The organism is Neobacillus drentensis, assembly GCF_021560175.1.
Lineage (GTDB): Bacteria > Bacillota > Bacilli > Bacillales > Cytobacillaceae > Neobacillus > Neobacillus drentensis_A.
In genome coordinates, this window is record NZ_CP091110.1 from 2,763,319 (window position 1) to 2,782,918 (window position 19,600).

At 39.5% G+C, this 19,600-nt stretch carries 16 protein-coding genes; 15 read left to right on the forward strand and 1 reads right to left on the reverse strand.

Translation table 11 applies throughout. The features are described 5' to 3' along the window. The first annotated feature begins 137 nt into the window (after positions 1 to 137). The 13 genes from helD to fdhD all read left to right on the forward strand — a co-directional run bounded on the left by helD (position 138) and on the right by fdhD (position 16,841). On the forward strand, positions 138 to 2,444 hold the full coding sequence (gene helD, locus L1999_RS12830) for an RNA polymerase recycling motor HelD (protein WP_235743896.1): 2,307 nt from the start codon (positions 138 to 140) through the stop codon (positions 2,442 to 2,444). Positions 2,445 to 2,767: 323 nt separating this feature from the next. Continuing rightward, positions 2,768 to 3,802 (forward strand): LacI family DNA-binding transcriptional regulator, encoded by a 1,035-nt coding sequence (locus L1999_RS12835; protein WP_235743897.1) that lies wholly within the window; start codon positions 2,768 to 2,770, stop codon positions 3,800 to 3,802. Positions 3,803 to 4,342: 540 nt separating this feature from the next. After that, the gene (locus L1999_RS12840) at positions 4,343 to 5,359 is read left to right on the forward strand and encodes a Gfo/Idh/MocA family protein (RefSeq protein WP_235743898.1); all 1,017 of its coding nucleotides are present in this window, start codon (positions 4,343 to 4,345) and stop codon (positions 5,357 to 5,359) included. Then, positions 5,360 to 6,610, forward strand: coding sequence for a sugar ABC transporter substrate-binding protein (locus tag L1999_RS12845; RefSeq protein ID WP_235743899.1), 1,251 nt, complete (start codon positions 5,360 to 5,362; stop codon positions 6,608 to 6,610). It abuts the gene before it with no gap. Between the two features lie 43 nt (positions 6,611 to 6,653). After that, positions 6,654 to 7,607, forward strand: coding sequence for a carbohydrate ABC transporter permease (locus L1999_RS12850; RefSeq protein ID WP_235743900.1), 954 nt, complete (start codon positions 6,654 to 6,656; stop codon positions 7,605 to 7,607). Beyond that, complete coding sequence (locus tag L1999_RS12855) at positions 7,604 to 8,434, forward strand: carbohydrate ABC transporter permease (RefSeq protein ID WP_235743901.1); 831 nt, start codon at positions 7,604 to 7,606, stop codon at positions 8,432 to 8,434. Before L1999_RS12850 ends, L1999_RS12855 begins: the two co-directional genes overlap by 4 nt. Before the next feature lie 19 nt (positions 8,435 to 8,453). Beyond that, positions 8,454 to 9,416 (forward strand): sugar phosphate isomerase/epimerase family protein, encoded by a 963-nt coding sequence (locus tag L1999_RS12860; protein ID WP_235743902.1) that lies wholly within the window; start codon positions 8,454 to 8,456, stop codon positions 9,414 to 9,416. Beyond that, positions 9,404 to 10,615, forward strand: a complete 1,212-nt coding sequence (locus L1999_RS12865; RefSeq protein ID WP_235743903.1) for a Gfo/Idh/MocA family protein — start codon at positions 9,404 to 9,406, stop codon at positions 10,613 to 10,615. Before L1999_RS12860 ends, L1999_RS12865 begins: the two co-directional genes overlap by 13 nt. Positions 10,616 to 11,141: 526 nt before the next feature. Next, entirely contained in the window at positions 11,142 to 11,954 is an 813-nt protein-coding gene (locus L1999_RS12870) for a formate/nitrite transporter family protein (RefSeq protein WP_235743904.1), read from the forward strand. A gap of 163 nt (positions 11,955 to 12,117) precedes the next feature. Then, a complete protein-coding gene (gene fdhF, locus L1999_RS12875) occupies positions 12,118 to 15,090 on the forward strand; it encodes a formate dehydrogenase subunit alpha (protein ID WP_430540017.1) in 2,973 nt (990 codons plus the stop codon). After that, positions 15,090 to 15,569 (forward strand): helical membrane plugin domain-containing protein, encoded by a 480-nt coding sequence (locus L1999_RS12880; protein ID WP_235743905.1) that lies wholly within the window; start codon positions 15,090 to 15,092, stop codon positions 15,567 to 15,569. Before fdhF ends, L1999_RS12880 begins: the two co-directional genes overlap by 1 nt. Before the next feature lie 93 nt (positions 15,570 to 15,662). Then, positions 15,663 to 16,019 carry a Na-translocating system protein MpsC family protein gene (locus L1999_RS12885; RefSeq protein WP_235743906.1) on the forward strand — a complete coding sequence of 119 codons (357 nt, stop codon included), beginning with the start codon at positions 15,663 to 15,665 and terminating at the stop codon, positions 16,017 to 16,019. A 15-nt stretch (positions 16,020 to 16,034) separates the two neighbouring features. Continuing rightward, the gene (gene fdhD / locus L1999_RS12890) at positions 16,035 to 16,841 is read left to right on the forward strand and encodes a formate dehydrogenase accessory sulfurtransferase FdhD (protein ID WP_235743907.1); all 807 of its coding nucleotides are present in this window, start codon (positions 16,035 to 16,037) and stop codon (positions 16,839 to 16,841) included. 136 nt (positions 16,842 to 16,977) lie between these two features. Here the strand turns inward: fdhD and L1999_RS12895 are convergent, their stop codons facing one another. Continuing rightward, positions 16,978 to 17,703, reverse strand: coding sequence for a CAP domain-containing protein (locus tag L1999_RS12895; RefSeq protein ID WP_235743908.1), 726 nt, complete (start codon positions 17,701 to 17,703; stop codon positions 16,978 to 16,980). Positions 17,704 to 18,167: 464 nt separating this feature from the next. Between L1999_RS12895 and L1999_RS12900 the strand changes: the two genes are divergently transcribed. Both L1999_RS12900 and L1999_RS29845 read left to right on the forward strand, forming a co-directional pair. Next, complete coding sequence (locus L1999_RS12900) at positions 18,168 to 18,698, forward strand: cupin domain-containing protein (protein WP_235743909.1); 531 nt, start codon at positions 18,168 to 18,170, stop codon at positions 18,696 to 18,698. Positions 18,699 to 19,011: 313 nt separating this feature from the next. Continuing rightward, positions 19,012 to 19,464 (forward strand): CBO0543 family protein, encoded by a 453-nt coding sequence (locus L1999_RS29845; RefSeq protein WP_430540018.1) that lies wholly within the window; start codon positions 19,012 to 19,014, stop codon positions 19,462 to 19,464. Positions 19,465 to 19,600: the final 136 nt, after the last annotated feature.

Genomic DNA, 19,600 nt, shown 5'->3' on the forward strand with positions numbered 1-19,600 from the left:
AAGCACAAAAAAAATCCATCCTTTCGATTGAAAAGGATGGATTTAACCATGTGGAAAACTTGACGGAAGAAAAGACTTCGTTTACTCTTATTATCCCAAGATTTCAAAATGGTATGGAGAGGTGAGGTGTAAAAAGGATGAGTGCCAAAGATCAAGTGTCAGCCCGAGACCATAAAGACTACCAAGCAGAAGTAGAGCGCTTAGAGTTTACGAAGGAATATATACGAACCGTTTTAGACATATCGAAAGAAAATAAAGAGTTTGCTGTTGAAAGTATGAAACAATCGTTTGCCGAGCTGAATTCTAACGATAGCAGTACCAGTTACACTGATCTCCTCGCGAATGCCAATTTTCTTGAATTGGCTGAAAGTGAACTGAAAAGGTTAGAAAGTGTCATCGGTAAACCTTATTTTTCAAGGATTGACTTTACGAGCACTAGCACGAATACAGAAGAAGTTTTGTACATAGGTAAAGTGTCATTGTTTGACCGTGTCTCGCAGCAGCCCATTATCGTCGATTGGAGATCACCGATTGCCAATGTCTATTATGACGGCCGGCTGGGAGAGGTTTCCTATGAAGCATACGGGGAAACACAAACCGGTTACTTAGCCTTAAAAAGGCAGTATGAGATCATCGATGGATTATTAAAAGACATCAGAGACATCGATTTAACCACCCACGATGAACTGTTGCAGAAATCGTTGTCAGGAAAAGCTGACAATCGCTTAACAGAAATCGTTGCGACGATTCAAAATGAACAAAATGAAGTGATCCGGGCTTCTTTAACGCACCCGATTATCGTCCAAGGGGCGGCCGGAAGCGGGAAAACAACGATTGCACTCCATAGAATCTCCTACTTTCTCTATTCCTTTGGGTTTCGATTTCCTCCAGAAAAATTAATGATACTGGCACCTAACCGACTATTTATTGAGTATATCTCGGCCGTCTTACCGGAATTAGGGGTCAACAAGATTAATCAAACCACCTATATAGACTTTATGAGAAGCTGCTTGGATTCTAAACTCAAACTATTTTCGCCAAATTCTAAGCTGATCAAGCTTTTAGAAGCGAACCGAACCACCAAATCGATGCAATGGATTTCAAGCTTCAAGGGCTCACTCGAATTTAAGGAACTAATCCAGCGATATATCAATGAATTGGAAGAGAATCTTGCCCCACATGAAGATTTTGTCGTTGAAAAATCCGTTCTGATGAAGGGCCTAAAATTGAAAAAACTATTTTTAAAAGAATACACGTATCTGCCCATCTACAAAAGGCTTGGAAAAATAAAAAACCTGTTAGAAGATGATCTAAAAAAGAAAAAGGCGATTATGTTAACGAATCTGAACAAAAAATACGAGGAAGCACTGGAGAAAGCCCTTTATAACACGAAAATGAAATCAGAAAAAAGGCAGCAACTTGTTGTTTCCTTAATGGAACGAAAGGAAGAGAGAAAAAAGAGGGTAGAACAAGAGGCAAAGACCGCTGTAAAAAAATATATGGATGCCTTTGTCATGAAGGATATTTTCACCCTTTACAGAGAACTTATGTCTTCTCCTGCATTACTAAAAAAGCATTCCTCTACTCTTTCAGATAAAGAATGTAAGGTCCTTAGTAAGTACTGTGTGAGGATCTTTGAACGTGGTGCGTATGAATTGGAGGATTTGGCGCCGATCTTTTTCATGAAATCAAAGCTGGAAGGCATCGATGATAAATATAAAATGCGCAGTATATTCATTGATGAAGCGCAGGATTATAGCTATTTTCAATTTGCGGCTTTAAAGGAAGGCTTTGAGACGGACTTGTTTACAATTGTCGGAGATTTAGCCCAAGGAATTCATTCCTATCGTGGTTTAAATAGCTGGACACCAGTATTGAAAGAGATCTTCCCGAATGCAAATTATCAAGCCTTACAAAAAAGCTATCGAACGACGGTCGAAGTCATGAATTTAGCGAATGAAATCCTGATGTTCATGGACCAAGAATTGCCTAAGGTCGAACCTGTTATTCGTCATGGGCAAAAACCACTGTTTAAAACGATAGACCCTTCGGAGTATGAACAGGTCAGGCTACTGCTCGAACAAGATATTACTTCACTCAAAGAGGAAGAACTGCACTCGATCGCCATAATTGGACGGACGGATAAAGAAAGCGAAAGAATTTACCAGCTCTTCGAAAATAGTCATCTGCCGATTCAGTTGTTAGAGGAAAAAGAAGAAATGAAGAAGGGGCATGTCGTGATTTTACCTTCTTATTTATCAAAAGGCCTTGAGTTTGATTCTGTTTTGCTCGTATGCTTGGAGGAGGCGTATTCACTAGCAGACCTGGACATTAAATTGTTGTATGTAGCGATGACAAGGCCGATGCATCGTTTGTATTTATACGGAAAAGAGCCGGCCGACTTTTTATTAAATCGGACCGACGATTCTAAATTTGATATATAAATAGAGGAAAGTAACTTCATGAAAAAGCAGGCTTTTTCTGTATCTAGCGTTTATTAGCCGAGAAGGTGTGATTGCTAATGCTCAAACGGGAAGATATGGTATTAAAGGTATCATCTTCGAAGTAGATGATGCCTTTTATATGAAAAAGTATTAGATTTTTGATATAAAGTGGAACTGGGATTCAACAAGCATTTTGAACAGTTTGTTGACTTGGAAGCATAATTTCACAATAATTTTTTGAAGAATGCGACTTTTTCTATAGCGAAAATCTCTATTTGTATGTTATATCTAGAATACAATGAAAAATAGGAAGGTGGTCTAGAATGAAAGTTACGGCAAAAATGATCGCGAAAGAATTAGGAATATCTACGGCCACCGTAGATCGAGTATTGAATAACAGAAGCGGAGTAAGTGAAAAGACAATCAGAAGAGTGAAAGAAAAAGCAGCCGAATTAGGCTACAGACCAAATGCAGCAGCCAAATTTTTGGCTACACAAAAAAGTATGAATGTCGCCTTCATTTTACCTGTTATTCCACGCTATTTTTGGGACGAATTAGAACGAGAAATTATCAACTCAGCAAAGTTATATGAAGATTTTGGATTGAACGTACAAATTTTTCGAGTAGATACAATCCCAAAAGAGATTCAAATCGGATTTATCAAAGACTTGCTCGAACAGAATGTTTTTGATGCATTCGTCATTTCTCCTCACGATGCTGATCCTTATGTCGGAATAATAAATGATGGTGTCCGAAAGGGTATCCCAATATTCACATTAAATAACGATGTACCCAAAAGCAACAGAATCTCGTTTGTAGGAACAGATTACTATTCCGCTGGATATTTAGCTGCGGAGCTAATTCAATCATTTACAAAGGAATTGCAAAATGTTGTCATCATTAGAGAAGATGAAAATACCTATCAAATGATTAATAAGGAAAAAGGATTTAGGGATTATTTTGCGAAGCAAAAGGGGCAAATGAATATACAAACAATTCCAGTCATGAGCGATAATATCCAACTTTCTGAGGAATGGAAAAGCAATATGCTGCTTTCAAGTGATGCGATTTATGTAGCGAATGGCGTGCTGGGTGAAATTGCCGATTATATTGATCATAAAAACTATAAGAATAACAAAATCGTGATTGGTCATGATATGAGTGAAAAAATTCATCTTTACCTTCAAAATAATGTAATTAAATCAGTCATTTGTCAAGATCCCTCTAGTCAAGCAAGGTGGATGGTACAAAAGGTATTTGAGTATGTGGTTCTAGAAGATAGAAGGGATCAAAGTGATACCATTATAAAGTTAGAAATTGTGACAAAGGCAAATGCAAAGTACTATATTAACTATTAATTTATAAAAAATGATTGACGTACATCATAAAAGCCTTTAAGATAGGATTATAAATCACCTAATTTTCAGAATTAATTGATTTGTGTGATGTTTATCTTCACGAAATGAGTTGGGGGGTGAATTCAATGCGCTAATTTAAGAATCATAAGTTTTTCCTTCGAGTAAATTTCTCCTATCATACCAATAATAGAGAACTCAATTCTCATCATTTCATCTAGGTTTACATAATTGGAAGAGAACTTTTATTTATTTTAAAATGAAAGTGTTTCATTATGGCGGCCTTTCCCTACTTCTCCTTCTAGAAAATACATAAGTAATACAATACCTATTCTCCCTATGATTGCACACAAAAGACACTTTATTTTTGAATAAAATGATGAACGTACATCATTTGAATGCTAAGGATTTATTATACAAATTTAACTATTTGGGTTACCTGAAAGTAAATCATTAAGCATCACTTAATTAGATTTTCATCCTTTGGCACAAAATGATGTACGTTACTCAAATAACAGAAAATTATAACAAAGGAGACGGACAATGGATAAATTAAAGGCGATACAAGTTGGAACAGGGGGATTCGGATCCTCTTGGCTTGAAATATTGGATAAGTTTCAAGAAATCGAATTAGTTGCAGTAGTTGATGTCAATCCAGAAAATCTTGAAAATGCGAAGCAGTTTATTCAAAATAATTCCCCCCAATACTACACGGACCACATAGAAGCTTTTGCTAAAAGTAAGGCAGACATCGCTGTGATTGTCACCCCGCCGCAGACGCATAAGAAGCTGGCGCTTGATGCATTAGCCTATGACTTATATGTCTTTATGGAAAAACCAATCGCTCAAAAATTTGAAGACGCTAAAGAACTGCTAGAAAAGTCCGGCACATACAAGAAATTCATTATGATTAGCCAAAATTATCGCTGGAGACCAGAAATACAAGCTGTAAAAAAGGCACTAGATGAAAATGTTATTGGAAAAGTAGAATATGTGGAATGGAACTTTCGCCGGGCAACCAAGTTCGGAGGCTGGCGAGATCAGTATTCCGAAATTTTAATTGAGGATATGAGCATTCATCACTTTGACTTAATGAGATACCTGCTCGGTGTAAATCCTTCCACTGTATTTGCTAAAAGCTTAAAACCATCCTGGAGTTGGTTTAACGGCAATAGTGCTGCAAGTCTAATCTTGAGCTTTGAGGATATTCTGATCAATTACTTCGGAAGTTGGGTAACAAGAGGGAAAGAGACACCTTGGAATGGAGATTTTAAATTGGTTGGAGAAAGAGGTGTTATTGAATTGAATGATAATTGTCCCACGATAACGCTTGAAAACAGCGAAACCAAACAACTAGAGCTAGAGGAAATGGAATTTGAGGACCGAGCGTACTCCATTTTCGAAATGGTACAAGCCATTAAACAAGGCAGAATCCCATCAACGGTTCTATCAGATAATATTCAAAGCTTCGCTTTAGTGGGTGCAGCCTTACAATCCATCCAACAAAATAAAGAAATCGATGTTCAAGAGATGCTAGGGATAAGGAGTGTGATTTCCTAGATGAAAAATAAAATTCTGATTTTCGCAAGTATTCTGATGCTTATTTTATTAGCGGCTTGTAGCAATTCTTCCATTTCTTCCACGGAAGCCACAACGAAAGATGGGAAAGTAATCATCAAAATATGGGATTATCTAGCACCCGATTCCTCATCAGCGCGTGAGCAGGTAGCATTGATTAATAAATATGAAAAAGAAAATCCAAATATCAAGTTAGAGAGAACGTATATACCTTTTGCCGATTTGAAAACAAAGTTACTTCAAGGTGTAGCAGGCAATGAACTGCCTGATATCGTGGTCATTGATAACCCGGATCATCAGGCCTTTGCTGAAGCGGGTGTGTTTGCCGATATAACGAAGGAAGTCGAAGCATGGGGCCAGGCGGATAAATATTTTCAAGGACCTATGGATTCGGCCAAACTGAATGGCAAGTATTATGGGATTCCAAATAACAGCAACGCCTTGGCTATCTATTACAACAAGGACTTATTTAAGCAAGCCGGTATAACGGAGTTACCTAAAACATGGGATCAGTTTGCAGAAACGGCTAAGCAGTTAACAAAAGGGGATGTCAAAGGGTTTGCGATGGCTGGAAAGAAAAGCGAAGAAGGGACATTCCAGTTCTTGCCTTGGTTATGGTCAGCCGGCGCTGATATTAACACCTTTGATAGTCCAGAAGCCCAAAAGTCAATGGGCTATATTCAAGGCCTTGTGAAGGATGGTTCATTATCAAAGAATATGATCAACTGGGATCAGTCGGATGTATTGGTGCAGTTCCAAACCCAAAAGGCGGCAATGATGGAAAATGGACCTTGGCAGATTCCTATATTAAAGGAAAAATCAAAGGACATTAATTGGGGTGTGTTCCTGATGCCAAGCGATAAGCAATCCGCTTCCGTCCTTGGAGGGGAAAACTGGGCAATCACTGCCAATTCTCAGCACAAAAAAGCAGCATGGGATTTCCTCAAGTGGACGCAGAAGCCGGAGGTCCTAGGACCAATGCATGAACTTGGCGGAAGATTACCAAGCAGGGAAGATGTCGCGTCTGATACTCAATATGAATGGGCGAAGGACGAGAACGTGAAGAGTTATATGGAGCAATTGAAAACCGCCAAACCACGTGCGTACGGAACAAAGTATCCTGAAATTTCTACCTCCATCCAAGAAGCCATCCAACGTTCCATCACAGGGGAAAATGTGAAAAAAGTTATGGGTTCTACGGCAGATAAAATTAAGCCACTATTACCTAAGTAATAAATGGGAGAGTTTTTTTCTCTCCCGTTTAAGGGGGTTCAGTATGTACAGTTCAACTAAAACCAATACCAATACCATCAACAGAACAGAGGCCGGCAATAGCGTGGTAAAGTTTTCTGTGTTGAAGCAAAGCTTACCACTCTATCTTTTTATCCTCCCTGCAGTATTATTCATCATCTGCTTTATGGTGTACCCAATCATCTATAACATTATTGTCAGTTTTCAAAATCTAACCATACTTAATTTAAAAACTGGCGGTACTTTTATAGGCTTGGAAAATTACCTCGAAGTAATCAAATCAGAAAAGTTTGGGATTGCGTTAAAAAATACATTTATTTACACAGGTGTGTGTATCGTTTTCCAAGTAGTGTTTGGATACTTATTAGCTGTTTTTTTCAATCAGCAATTTCCATTCCGAAATTTCTTTCGTTCTATTTTTCTACTAGCTTGGATGACTCCATTAGTCATCACTGGAACTCTATTTAAATGGTTATTCGATGTTGACTATGGTGTCATCAATGAACTTCTCATGAATTTTCATTTCATTGATAAGCCGGTCAATTGGCTGGGACAAGAAAGTACAGCGTTAGCTGCAGTGATCGTGACAAACATTTGGATAGGGATTCCTTTTAATATGATCCTGATATTATCTGCGCTACAAGCGCTTCCACTCGATGTATATGAAGCAGCAAAAATAGATGGGGCAAATAGATTCCAGACATTCCGCAAAATCACATTGCCACTTTTAAAGCCAACACTTTTCGTCATCCTAGTATTAGGTATTATTTATACTTTTAAAGTGTTTGACATTATTTTAGTCATGACGGGCGGTGGACCGGTAAACGCAACCCAGGTGCTGCCATTCTTTGGCTATGAGCAGGCGTTTGTGAACTTTAACTTTGGTGCAAGCGGTGCCGTTGCGACAATTATTCTCGTCATATTGATGTGTTTTTCACTCGTTTACTTATATTTGGTTAAGAAGGAGGAGTCAGCGTGAAGAAGTATACGGTCAAGCAGTATTTATTACTTCTTGCTGCCATCCTGATAACCATCATCTTTTTATTTCCGATTTACTGGATGGTGACAACATCGGTCAAGCCCATTCAGGATGTTTTTGCCACACCACCGATGATCATTCCGGAAACGATTCGATTCGATGCCTATGTAAAGAATTTAATCGAAGACCAAAGTCTTCTGCCTTACCTAAGGAACTCCTTTATTGTCGCGATTGGTACGGCAGCTTTGACGTTACTTATTAGCTTGCCATGTGCCTATGCCATCGCACGTTTTCGGTTAAAGGGAGCATCGATTTTACTATTAATTTTACTAGTTACACAGATGATCCCAGGCATTATGACCGCCATGCCTCTATTCATCTTGTTTACGAAGCTTGGTCTATTAAATAGTTATATGGCTTTGATTATCGGAAACACAACCACCGCACTTCCATTTGCGATTGTGGTCATGAGGCCCTTCTTTTTATCAATTCCAAAGGGGTTGGAGGATGCTGCGGTAGTGGATGGCTGTAATCGATTTACAGCATTTTTGCGGATTATTTTGCCTTTAACGAAACCTTCTGTTCTAACTGTAGGGACATTTAGCTTTTTGTTTGCTTGGGGTGACCTCATATTCGCGTTAACTCTAGCAACAGATGAAAAAATCAGACCACTGACCATGGGGTTAACGAAGTTTATCGGTCAGTATGGAACGCAATGGGATAATTTGATGGCGGTTTCTACTATTGCAGCAGCACCAATCATTCTCTTATTCTTGCTGTTGCAAAAGTATATAGTAAGTGGAATCACAGCAGGTTCCGAAAAATAATTGATAGGAGTGGAGAAGAATGAAACTAGGTGTATTTGCGGTATTATTTTCTAAAATGTCATTAGGCGAAATGTTGGATCACGTAAAGGAAAGCGGGTTGGACACAGTCGAAATTGGTACAGGAGGCTATATCGGAAATGCCCATTGTAACCCGAAGGAATTACTTGGAGATCGAACCAAATTGGCGCAATTTAAACAAGCATTCGAATCAAGAGGGATCAAAATCAGTGCATTAAGCTGTCATGGAAATCCGCTGCATCCAAATACAGAGATCGCCTATGAACACCATGACGTATTTGTTGATACCGTTAAGCTTGCATCTGTTTTGGGTGTAGAAAGTGTGGTTACTTTCGCGGGATGTCCAGGTGAATCGGACTTTTCACAACACCCAGTATGGATCACAAATCCTTGGCCAGATGACTTTTCCCAGGTGGTTCAGTGGCAGTGGGAAAAGAAAGTCATCCCATATTGGAAGAGACAGGTGGAACTGTTAGAGGAGTGTAATGTTCGCGTGGCCATCGAACCACACCCAGGCTTCGTGGTCTATAATACGGAATCGGCTTTGCGCTTACGCAAGGAGTGCGGCGAGCGAATCGGCATTAACTTTGATCCAAGCCACTACTTCTGGCAAGGAATGGATCCGGTCGCCAGTATAAAGGCATTAGGAGAGGCAATCGTCCATTTCCACGCGAAAGACACGAAGATCGATAACCAAAACTGTCTTTTGAATGGGGTTCTTGATACCAAATCCTACCGCGATATCGCAAACCGATCCTGGGTATTTAGAACCGTCGGATATGGTCATGGAGAAGAGGTATGGAGGGAGATCATTAGTACTCTTCAAGTCGTCGGATACCAAGGGGCTATTAGCATTGAACATGAAGACGGGCTTATGAGTGTAGAAGAAGGGTTTAGTAAAGCGGTTACATTCCTCAAGGATATGGTGATTCAAGAGGGGGCTAAGGAATTATGGTGGGCATAAGGAAAGAAGTCAGAATCGGGCTGGTCGGCTATAAATTCATGGGAAAGGCTCATTCGCATGCCTATCAAGGTCTATCCACTTTCTTTCAATTGGGAGTCAAACCAATAAAACAAGCCATTTGTGGAAGAAATGAAGCGGGAGTCCGGGAAGCGGCAGAGCAATACGGCTGGAATAGTAATGAAACCGATTGGAGGGAATTGATCGCCAGGGATGATATCGACTTGATTGATATTGTGACTCCGAATAACAGTCATGCAGAAATCGCGATTGCTGCGGCCGAAGCGGGTAAGCATGTCTTTTGCGAGAAACCGCTTTCGCTGACGCTGGACGAATCGAAGAGAATGCTCGAAGCAGTAAGGAAAAATAAGGTCGTTCATATGGTGAATTATAATTATCGGTTTGCTCCTGCAGTTCAGTTTGCGAAAAAACTAATTGATGAAGGGAAACTAGGCAAGATTTATCATATCCGGGCTAATTATCTTCAAGATTGGATCATGGACCCGAACTTCCCTTTGGTTTGGAGACTGGAGAAATCGGTTTGCGGTTCCGGGTCACACGGCGATTTAGCCGCCCATTTAATCGATCTGGCGCGTTTCCTAGTGGGAGAGTTCGAAGAGGTTTCTGGTGTGCTGGAAACTTTCATTAAAGAACGTCCGGCAGTGGCGGACAGTTCAGGCTTAAGTGGTATCGCTTCTACGACCGAATTCAAAAAAGTGGAAGTGGATGATGCCAGTATTTTTGTGGCCAGATTCAAGAATGGAGCCCTGGGCACATTCGAGGCCACTCGATTTGCAGCAGGCAATAAAAATGCCAATAAATTTGAGATCAATGGGGAGAAGGGCTCGATTAAATGGAATGCCGAAAATTTAAACGAGTTAGAAGTTTATCTCGCCTCTGATGAACCCGGATTACAAGGGTTCCGGAAAATCAATTGTACCGAGGAGCCGCATCCATTTGCGGGAGTCTATTGGCCTGCCGGGCATATTATTGGATACGAGCATACCTTCATTAATTTGATCGCTACTTTGATGAATGGAATTGAAAAAGGGGAAACGCCTTCTCCAAATTTTATGGATGGCTACATTACTCAAGCTATTATGGAGGCTGTTGAGAAGTCATCCAAACATAGGAGTTGGGAACAAATCGATCAATACATCAAACAGGAAGTATTGGAGAAAGAGAAGGTAACGCTTGTTTAGAGCAATTTTCAGATAGTAAAAATAATAGATGAAGTTATAATAATGAGAAAAAAGTCGAATGTGAGAGAACTCCAGACGACTATACATTCGAAACTTAAAGGCAGGCAAGTACCATAGTTATATAAAGAGGATGTATTTTTTTTGAAATGGTAAGTTATATTTTTAAAAAAATTTTTTCCGAATGTAAAAACAAAAAAATTCGTAAAATGTTCACAAATGTACTTTTCCATGATAATATTAGATAGATTTATAGAGTATGGCAAGTTCATAGATGCCAGTTAATAAAAAATTGACTGCAGCATCCTGTCTTGACATAGTGTCTATGGCGGGAAAGATTGCTAGTATGATAAAATGCTCAGCTATCAGCCCACTATAAAACGGTACATGCATTAGCATGAAAACCGGTTTATGGTGGGCTTTTTTGCGTTTTTGAAACAAGGGGAAGCATGGGGACGGTTCTCCTGCTTCTAAAGGAGCAAGAGAACCGCCCCATGCTTCTAGAATTAACTAACGGGAGGAAAAGAATATGGCGTTTCATAGTTCCAAGCGGATTGTAGAATTAGCAGTTGAGGCTGGTGCCAAAAAGGCATCAATGAGGCTTGGACATACACTTTTATTAGGATTTTTAGGTGGAGCCTTTATTGCATTTGGATTCCTCTTAGATATTCGAGTAACGGCAAATTTACCAGAGGAATGGGGTTCCTTCAGCTCACTAATAGGTGCTGCGGTTTTCCCAATAGGACTAATATTAATCGTAATTGCAGGGGGAGAATTGGTAACAGGAAATATGATGGCACTTCCGATTGCCGTTCTAGCAAAGCGTGCGACGATCGTACAGTTAATGAAAAATTGGCTCTTACTATTAATAAGTAATTTTATTGGAGCAATCTTTGTTGCCTACTTCTTTGGTCACATAGTCGGGTTAACGGAAACAGGTCCTTTCCTAAACAAAACCGTTGCAATCGCAGAAGAGAAAATACACCAAACCTTTATTCAAAGCTTCATTTCCGCCGTTGGATGTAACTGGCTCGTTTGCTTAGCTGTTTGGATGGCTTTTGGTTCAAATGATATTGTTGGAAAAATGTGTGCCATTTGGTTGCCGATTATGGGGTTTGTAGCGATCGGCTTTCAGCAAGTTGTAGCTAACATGTTCGTAATCCCGGCAGCTATCTTCTCAGGGCACTTTACATGGGGAAATTATTTTATTAATTTTGTCCCAGTATTAATGGGAAATTCTATTGGAGGTGCGGTTTTTGTTGCCTTCATCTATTGGATAATTCATAAAGAATCTTTTCAAACACTAGCAATAGCAAAGCCAAGTATCAAAAAAGCTAGTTAACGACTAGTATTTGTTTTTGTACATTATGCATATTAATAGTTTTATAGAAAAAGAAGGACTAGTTTTAGGTAAGAGAGAATACCTGATACATTGTCATTAAATGTGATCTTATTGGTTGTTAAATAGATATTCTTTGCTTGCTTTGAACGTAGGAGGACGTACAGTGAAAGAAAAGGTAAATGTGTTTATTAATGGAACAGAACATGAGGTAGAAAAAGGAACGCGTATTTTAGATTATTTACTACAACAGGAAATGGAGCATCCACACATCTGCTATTCGGATGTCTTGGGTCCGGTTCAGAGCTGCGATACATGTATGTGTGAAGTAAATGGCAGCATTATGCGCGCATGTTCAACGGTGCTGGAAGATGGCATGGACATTATGACCTCATCGGAGATTGCAAAGAAAGCCCAAGAGGAAGCAATGGACCGTATTCTGGAGAACCATCTATTATATTGCACAGTTTGTGACAATAACAATGGCAATTGTCGTGTTCATAATACAGCAGAAATGATGGGAATAGAACATCAAACACGACCGCATCGCTCAAAGGGCTATGAAGTAGATATGTCTCACCCGTTTTATCGCTACGATCCTGATCAATGCATTTTGTGTGGCCGTTGTGTGGAAACATGTCAAGATCTTCAAGTGAATGAAACGCTAACCATCAACTGGGAAACCGGGCAGCCGCGTGTCTTATGGGACGGAGGAAAAAGCATTAATGAATCCTCTTGCGTATCCTGTGGTCAATGTGTGTCCGTTTGTCCTTGTAACGCATTAATGGAAAAATCGATGCTGGGAAATGCTGGATTTATGACCGGAATTTCTGACGACTTACTTACACCCATGATCGACATTGTCAAAGCGGTAGAGCCTGATTATCAAACAATCATGGCAGTTTCAGAAGTAGAAGCAGCCATGCGTGAAACTCGTATTGAGAAAACAAAAACCGTTTGTACGTTCTGCGGGGTAGGCTGCTCATTTGAAGTTTGGACAAAAGACCGTGAAATTCTCAAAATTGAACCATCTGAAAATGCCCCTGTAAACAGTGTTTCGACCTGTGTAAAAGGTAAATTTGGATGGGATTTTGTCAATTCACAAGAACGGATCACCGCACCTTTAATCCGCAAAGGTGATGTATTTGTGGAAGCAAGTTGGGATGAGGCTCTTTCTCTCGTTGCGAATAAGCTTGGCCGTATAAAAGAAAAGTATGGTAGCGATGCGATTGGTTTTATTTCGTCATCTAAAATTACGAACGAGGAAAACTACCTCATCCAAAAGCTGTCTCGTCAAGTGTTTGGAACCAATAATGTGGACAATTGCTCCCGTTATTGCCAATCACCTGCTTCATGGGGATTACAGCAAACGGGAGGCATCGGAGGCGACTCTGGATCGATTCAGGATATCGCGGGTGCAGGGCTTGTCATCCTTGTGGGATGCGCGCCTGCAGAAGGACATCCTGTACTTGCCACACGTATTAAACGGGCGCAAAAACTTCACGGACAAAAATTAATTACCGTTGACGTGCGCAGACATGAAATGGGAGACCGTGCGGATTTGTTTGTTCGTCCAAAACAAGGAACGGACTATGTTTGGCTTTCCGCTATTACGAAGTATATCATTGACCAAGGCTGGCATGATGTGAAATTTATCACAGAACATGTCAATCACTATGACGAGTTTTTAAAAATGATGGAGCCATATAGTCTTGAAGAGGCAGAAAAGATTACAGGTATTGCAAAAGAAACATTAATTCAAATGGCAGAAATGGTCCGTGATGCGGATGGAACAACGATTTGCTGGGGAATGGGTGTAACGCAAAATATCGCAGGTTCACACACATCCGTTGCGATTGCCAACCTGCTTCTTGCAACAGGCAACATGATGCGTCCAAACGCTGGTGCTTACCCATTACGCGGGCATAATAATGTGCAAGGCGCAGCTGATATGGGAACAATGCCAAATATCTTCCCAGGATATCAATCAGTTACAAATGTCGAAATTCGTGAGAAATTTGAAAAGGCTTATGGGGTTGAAATCCCTGTAAATCCAGGTCTAGACAATATTGAAATGCTCGGGGCTGTTGATAAAGGCGAGATGAAAGCGATGTTCATTGCTGGGGAGGATATGGCATGGGTTGATGCTGACTCGAATCATACACAGGCTATGCTTGCAAAGTTAGATTTCCTTGTCGTACAAGAGATCTTCTTAACAACAACCGCCCAATTTGCAGATGTTATTTTACCAGGGACTCCTTCTCTTGAAAAAGATGGAACCTTTACAAATACCGAGCGTCGCGTGCAGCGCTTGTACCAAGCATTACAGCCTCTAGGCGATAGTAAACCGGACTGGTGGATTCTTACACAGCTCGCTAAAAAGATGGGCTTTGATTGGAATTATAATCATCCAAGTGAGATCTTTGCCGAAATGGCAAGCTTAACCCCATTCTTCAGCCAGTGTAACTATGATGTTCTCGAAGGGTGGAACAGTTTCCACTGGGGATCTCTTGATGGATCGAACACACCGCTGCTTTTCCAAGACGGCTTTGTTTTCCCAGATAAAAAAGCACGGTTCGGTTTGTTCAATTATGTACCGCCTATGGAGTTTCCGAAAGAATTCGATCTTTCATTAGATAATGGACGTCTGTTGGAGCACTTCCATGAAGGTAACTTAACACAGAAATCAGAGGGACTTAACTATAAATTCCCGAAAGTTTTCGTTGAAGTATCACCGGAACTTGCGAAAGAACGCGGTGTAAAGGACGGTTCACTTGTACGTCTATTATCACCGTACGGAGCTATTAAGCTACCAGTTCTTGTAACAGATCGTGTGACAGGAAAAACCGTATATGTACCAATGCATTCCTCAAGTCACGAAAGTGCGGTTAACCTTCTTACTGGTGGGGCAGTTGATGTCGTGACACATACACCGGCTTACAAACAAGTGAAAGTGCGGATGGAAGTCCTTGAACTGGACGGAGAAAATCCGCTTCCAAGGTACAATCCGCGTAATGCGACTCGTATACCGCAAATGGGCCTTGAAATCTATCGCAAGTGGGAACGCGGTGATTATGTTCCAATTGCCAGTGTCAACGAACATATTAAGCCTGGATTCTATGACAGGAGGAATGCGTAATGGCAAAACCGATTAAAATTATTCAAAAGACAGAACTGACTGAAGAACAAAAGAAAATGCATTCCCTGGAGAATCTCCTCTCTGGGGTTGCACAAAATAAGGATTCATTGCTAGAGACATTGAATCTGATACAGGAATTACACGATAGCGGTATTATGGACGCTTTAGGAAGTCTTCTAAAAGCGAAAGAGAAAGCAACAAAAATTGCGGTTGGTCAACTTACACGCCAACCTGTCACAAACATGATTAATAATGCGATGGCTGCAGGAGGAATTCTGACTGAGCTGGACCCGGAAACAACAAATAAGCTAGCCAAAAGCTTGACGGCTGGATTGAAAAAGGCGGAACAAGGATTAAAAGCCGATTCCAAGCTAGGACTCTTTGATTTAATGAAGGTCTTAAAGGATCCTGATATTAACCGGGCGTTAGGATTTGGATTTAACCTGTTAAAAGGGATGGGTGAAGGTTTAAAAGAGTAACAAGAGATACAAAACGGAAACCCATTCGTTTTATTAATAAATGGGTTTCCTCCATAGAATCAAATTAACTTGTATGGAAAAGAAGGGACAGTAATGGGAAAGAATCTGGAGCATCAATTTAGTATGCTTGTTCGCGAAATTAGGAAAGAACATGTAGGAAATGGTCCGAAGGAAATCACCACAAAATTTATCGGTTCTTGGGCGATCAGTGAAATGAAAGGGAACCTGACAAATATAGAGAAGTTTATGCTTCATTCAGAAAATGGCGAAAAGATGGTACATCAAACGAGAACGACATTTGTGAAGAATATATATAAAAAGCCAGAGGTCCTTTTAAGATTTGAAAACTTGATGGGGGCAAAAGTAATACGGTTATTTTCCGATATTAATGTTGATGAAGATATTGCTATGACTGTATTCGTATTTGACCAAACGATTGAGGGGAAGTAATTAGGAGTGAAAAGTATGGATCAGCCAATGAAAATGGAAACCATTATATGGCGGTATGAGGATGGGGCCATACTCAGAGTAACGGATACGATCGTCACTGAATATCCGATCACCATTGTTCTAAATGATCAGGAATTTGCTACACTTGTTTGTAGCCCAGAGCACTTAGAAGAATTAGTAGTTGGCTTTTTGGCGTCAGAAGGAATCATCAGAAGTCATACAGAAATTAAAGAGCTTACGATTATAGAAGCAACTGGCCGTGCAATTGTAAATACGTATAGGGTCAACAAACTAAATGAATTGTTCCATTCTAAACGAGTAGTAACATCTTGCTGTGGGAAAAGCCGTCAAAGCTTTTATTTTTATAATGATGCTAGAACCGTTAAACCACTGGATAACGTTGATGTGACGGTTTCTATTGACCAATGCTTTCATTTGATGCGACTTATGCAGGAGTCGTCTGCTATCTTTCAGGATACAGGCGGAGTCCACAATGCAGCCCTTTGTGACCGTAACGGTATCATTGTCGACAGAACGGACATAGGACGACACAATGCCCTAGATAAAATTTATGGTCATTGCTTACAGCATTCAATAACCCTTTCAGACAAGGTCATTGTATTTAGTGGTCGACTATCTTCGGAAGTACTACTAAAAGTAGCCAAAATAGGATGCGGCATTGTTCTGTCAAAATCAGCTCCGACCGAATTGGCTCTCAGGCTGGCGGAAGAGCTACAAATTACGACCGTTGGTTTTCTCCGCAATCATTCTTTAAACATCTATACAAGAACCGATCGTATTGAGATACATCCATCTATATAGCTTGGGGAATTTTAGCCATTGCTATTATTTTTAGGTGAATCTATATGAGTGATCATTAAGGCATCATCTTCAAATTAGATGATGCCTTTTTATATGAACAAAAATTAGATTTTTGGATATAGATAAATGAACTTTTTTATTTACCAATAAAATCCTGTGCCCAATAATTTCCTTGAGCCACATAACCAACGCCTATGTAGTTGAAGTTCGGGCTGAGAATGTTTTTGCGGTGACCCTCACTATTCATCCATGCATTGACAACTTCCTGAGGAGTTTGCTGTCCCATGGCGATATTCTCACCAGCATAGTTATAGGTAATGCCATATTTCTTCATCATATCAAAAGGAGACCCATAAGTAGGACTAGTGTGGCTAAAATAGTTGTTTGCCGACATGTCACGTGCTTTTTCGTGTGCCATTTTGCTCAACGTTGTATCCACTTTAAGGGCTGGTAAGCCATTTTTAGCTCGCTCTTGATTTGTTAGATCAACCACTTTTTGTTCAAAAGCACTTAATGTGCCGGTTGTTTGAGTTGTAGTGGTTGTTCTCGCTGTTGACGGCTGTACTGGCTGTGTGTTGACGGTTTGCACTGGCTGAGCTTGAGTTGGCTGTTGGCCCGTTTGAGCAGGCTGAGTCTGGGCCGGCTGCTTTTGGGAAACAGAAGTTTGTGAGTTGCTTTCCATTTTACTTAAATATACTTCTATCATTCTGTTAATCTCATCTGAATTTACATTGGTTCCTTGAATCGAATAAATTTTCTGCTGTACAGGTGTGGTTGATGAATGATCTTGATGTAATGTAGGATTTGCCCCAAACAAGGCACCCGATGCTGCTAAAGTTAGAATTGTTTTACTCAATAACATGTTAAGATCCTCCTGTATGAAAGTTTACTAGTTAACATATAATTATCCTAACATATGTTTTTTGTCATATTTCTGGGACGATTTTACAGTCAAAGCAATTCAGGCGAATTTTATTTAGATAAAACAACTTTAGAACCCTTATCTATTAAGACTTTCGGGAAACTTTTTTAGAAAGTACTAATTAGGTCTAATAGTGTGATAAAATAGTTAAATTTTCACTGAAATTGAGGGTTGACAACCTTAAGCAAACTGGAGTTATTTTACATATATTTCAGAAGAGTATCAAAGCTTACAGGAAAGTATACAAGTTAAAGTGGCAGCAGTTGAAGATTGTGTTTAACTTTTGTTCAATAGTTCCATTAAGTGGACCAACGGTTTTGGGCTAAGTTCGCCCTGCGCATAAGTACATTCCCACAAAATTGTCATAAGATAATTAGAATAAATTTGTGAAGGGATTGGATAAGATGTACTATACCCCTTGGATGCAGCCATACCCATATCAACCATATGGTAATTATGGCAATGTCCCAAATTATAATCATTATATAAGACAACCCGATTACTGGAATATTTATGATGACGCACGAAATAGGGTAAAAGATTATGGGCGGAAACCATTTGTAGTTAATATTAATGAGGCTGCCAAGCAGAACAATACGTATCGCACCGCTTTGTGGACAGGAAATCATTTGCAAGTTACCTTGATGAGTATTAATGTTGGTGATGACATCGGTTTAGAAATTCACCCTAACGTTGATCAATTCTTAAGGATTGAACAAGGTCAAGGGATTGTGCAAATGGGCAAGAGAAAAGATCATTTAAGCTTTGTTCAAAAGGTATCTGATGATTTTGCCATTATGATACCGGCTGGCACCTGGCATAATGTAACCAATACAGGTAATACCCCGTTAAAACTTTACTCGATCTATGCTCCTCCACAACATCCATTTGGTACGGTTCATTTAACTAAAGCACAGGCTTTTGCGGCTGAATAATCGAGATCTAATTAATTCCTTTTGTTGTTACGAACGGAGGCTTTACTTCAAAGAGAAGTAAAGCCTTTTTCATTACATAAAATTTGACATTTGCATATACAAATTACTATTAAATGCCGTTAAGGTCAACTAAATCATAGTTCATGTTTCCAATCTGGTTAATGATATGGATAATCTGGTCATTTTTGTATAGGTTAAGAATTATAAAGGGAAATATAGCTCAGTCACGTTAATTAAGCAAGAGATAAGCCGAGAATTTTGTTCCCCCGATCATCTTTTATAAGTCAAACAAACACAAAAATGGGAGAATTAAATGACTATTTTAGTTTACATTTTCTTTATTATTCTTATCTTGGTTTCATATTTTGTACATAAAAACTTAACAAAATCAGAGTTATACACAACTTCACTCTTTTCTGTACTTTACGGCTTTATTACTGACGAGGTTTTAGACCTGCATTTAAACCTTTACGGTTACTTCAAACATGGGTTTCAATGGCAAGGGTTCTTTAGTTGCTTTATGTATTTCATTCCAGTAAATATTTTATTTCTAAACTACTTTCCAATAAGAGAGAGCTTCTGGAGTAAATTAAGATACATTATGATTTGGTCCATTTTTTCAACTCTATTTGAGTGGTTAATCGTACAAACAGATTATCTGTACTATAATGGGTGGAAATTGTGGTATTCTGCTTGTCTTTATCCTCTAATATTTTTTGTCTTATATACGAATTTAAGGGTTTTTAGAAAGTGGAATAAAAGCTGAAATCACCTTGGCCGCATTGTAAAAAATATGCCACCAAAGTTATAAGGGAATTGTGAAAGGTATACATAGTTTAACGGGTGCATTACTGGAAAACGGTAATGCTTTTTTTGACGTGGTACAAGGTCAACGAGGAGTA

Coding starts and splice junctions, on each gene's coding strand:
- helD (WP_235743896.1), top strand. CDS start 138: ATGAGTGCCAAAGATCAAGTGTCAGCCCGAGACCATAAAGACTACCAA.
- L1999_RS12835 (WP_235743897.1), top strand. CDS start 2,768: ATGAAAGTTACGGCAAAAATGATCGCGAAAGAATTAGGAATATCTACG.
- L1999_RS12840 (WP_235743898.1), top strand. CDS start 4,343: ATGGATAAATTAAAGGCGATACAAGTTGGAACAGGGGGATTCGGATCC.
- L1999_RS12845 (WP_235743899.1), top strand. CDS start 5,360: ATGAAAAATAAAATTCTGATTTTCGCAAGTATTCTGATGCTTATTTTA.
- L1999_RS12850 (WP_235743900.1), top strand. CDS start 6,654: ATGTACAGTTCAACTAAAACCAATACCAATACCATCAACAGAACAGAG.
- L1999_RS12860 (WP_235743902.1), top strand. CDS start 8,454: ATGAAACTAGGTGTATTTGCGGTATTATTTTCTAAAATGTCATTAGGC.
- L1999_RS12865 (WP_235743903.1), top strand. CDS start 9,404: ATGGTGGGCATAAGGAAAGAAGTCAGAATCGGGCTGGTCGGCTATAAA.
- L1999_RS12870 (WP_235743904.1), top strand. CDS start 11,142: ATGGCGTTTCATAGTTCCAAGCGGATTGTAGAATTAGCAGTTGAGGCT.
- L1999_RS12880 (WP_235743905.1), top strand. CDS start 15,090: ATGGCAAAACCGATTAAAATTATTCAAAAGACAGAACTGACTGAAGAA.
- L1999_RS12885 (WP_235743906.1), top strand. CDS start 15,663: ATGGGAAAGAATCTGGAGCATCAATTTAGTATGCTTGTTCGCGAAATT.
- fdhD (WP_235743907.1), top strand. CDS start 16,035: ATGGATCAGCCAATGAAAATGGAAACCATTATATGGCGGTATGAGGAT.
- L1999_RS12895 (WP_235743908.1), bottom strand. CDS start 17,703: ATGTTATTGAGTAAAACAATTCTAACTTTAGCAGCATCGGGTGCCTTG.
- L1999_RS12900 (WP_235743909.1), top strand. CDS start 18,168: ATGTACTATACCCCTTGGATGCAGCCATACCCATATCAACCATATGGT.
- L1999_RS29845 (WP_430540018.1), top strand. CDS start 19,012: ATGACTATTTTAGTTTACATTTTCTTTATTATTCTTATCTTGGTTTCA.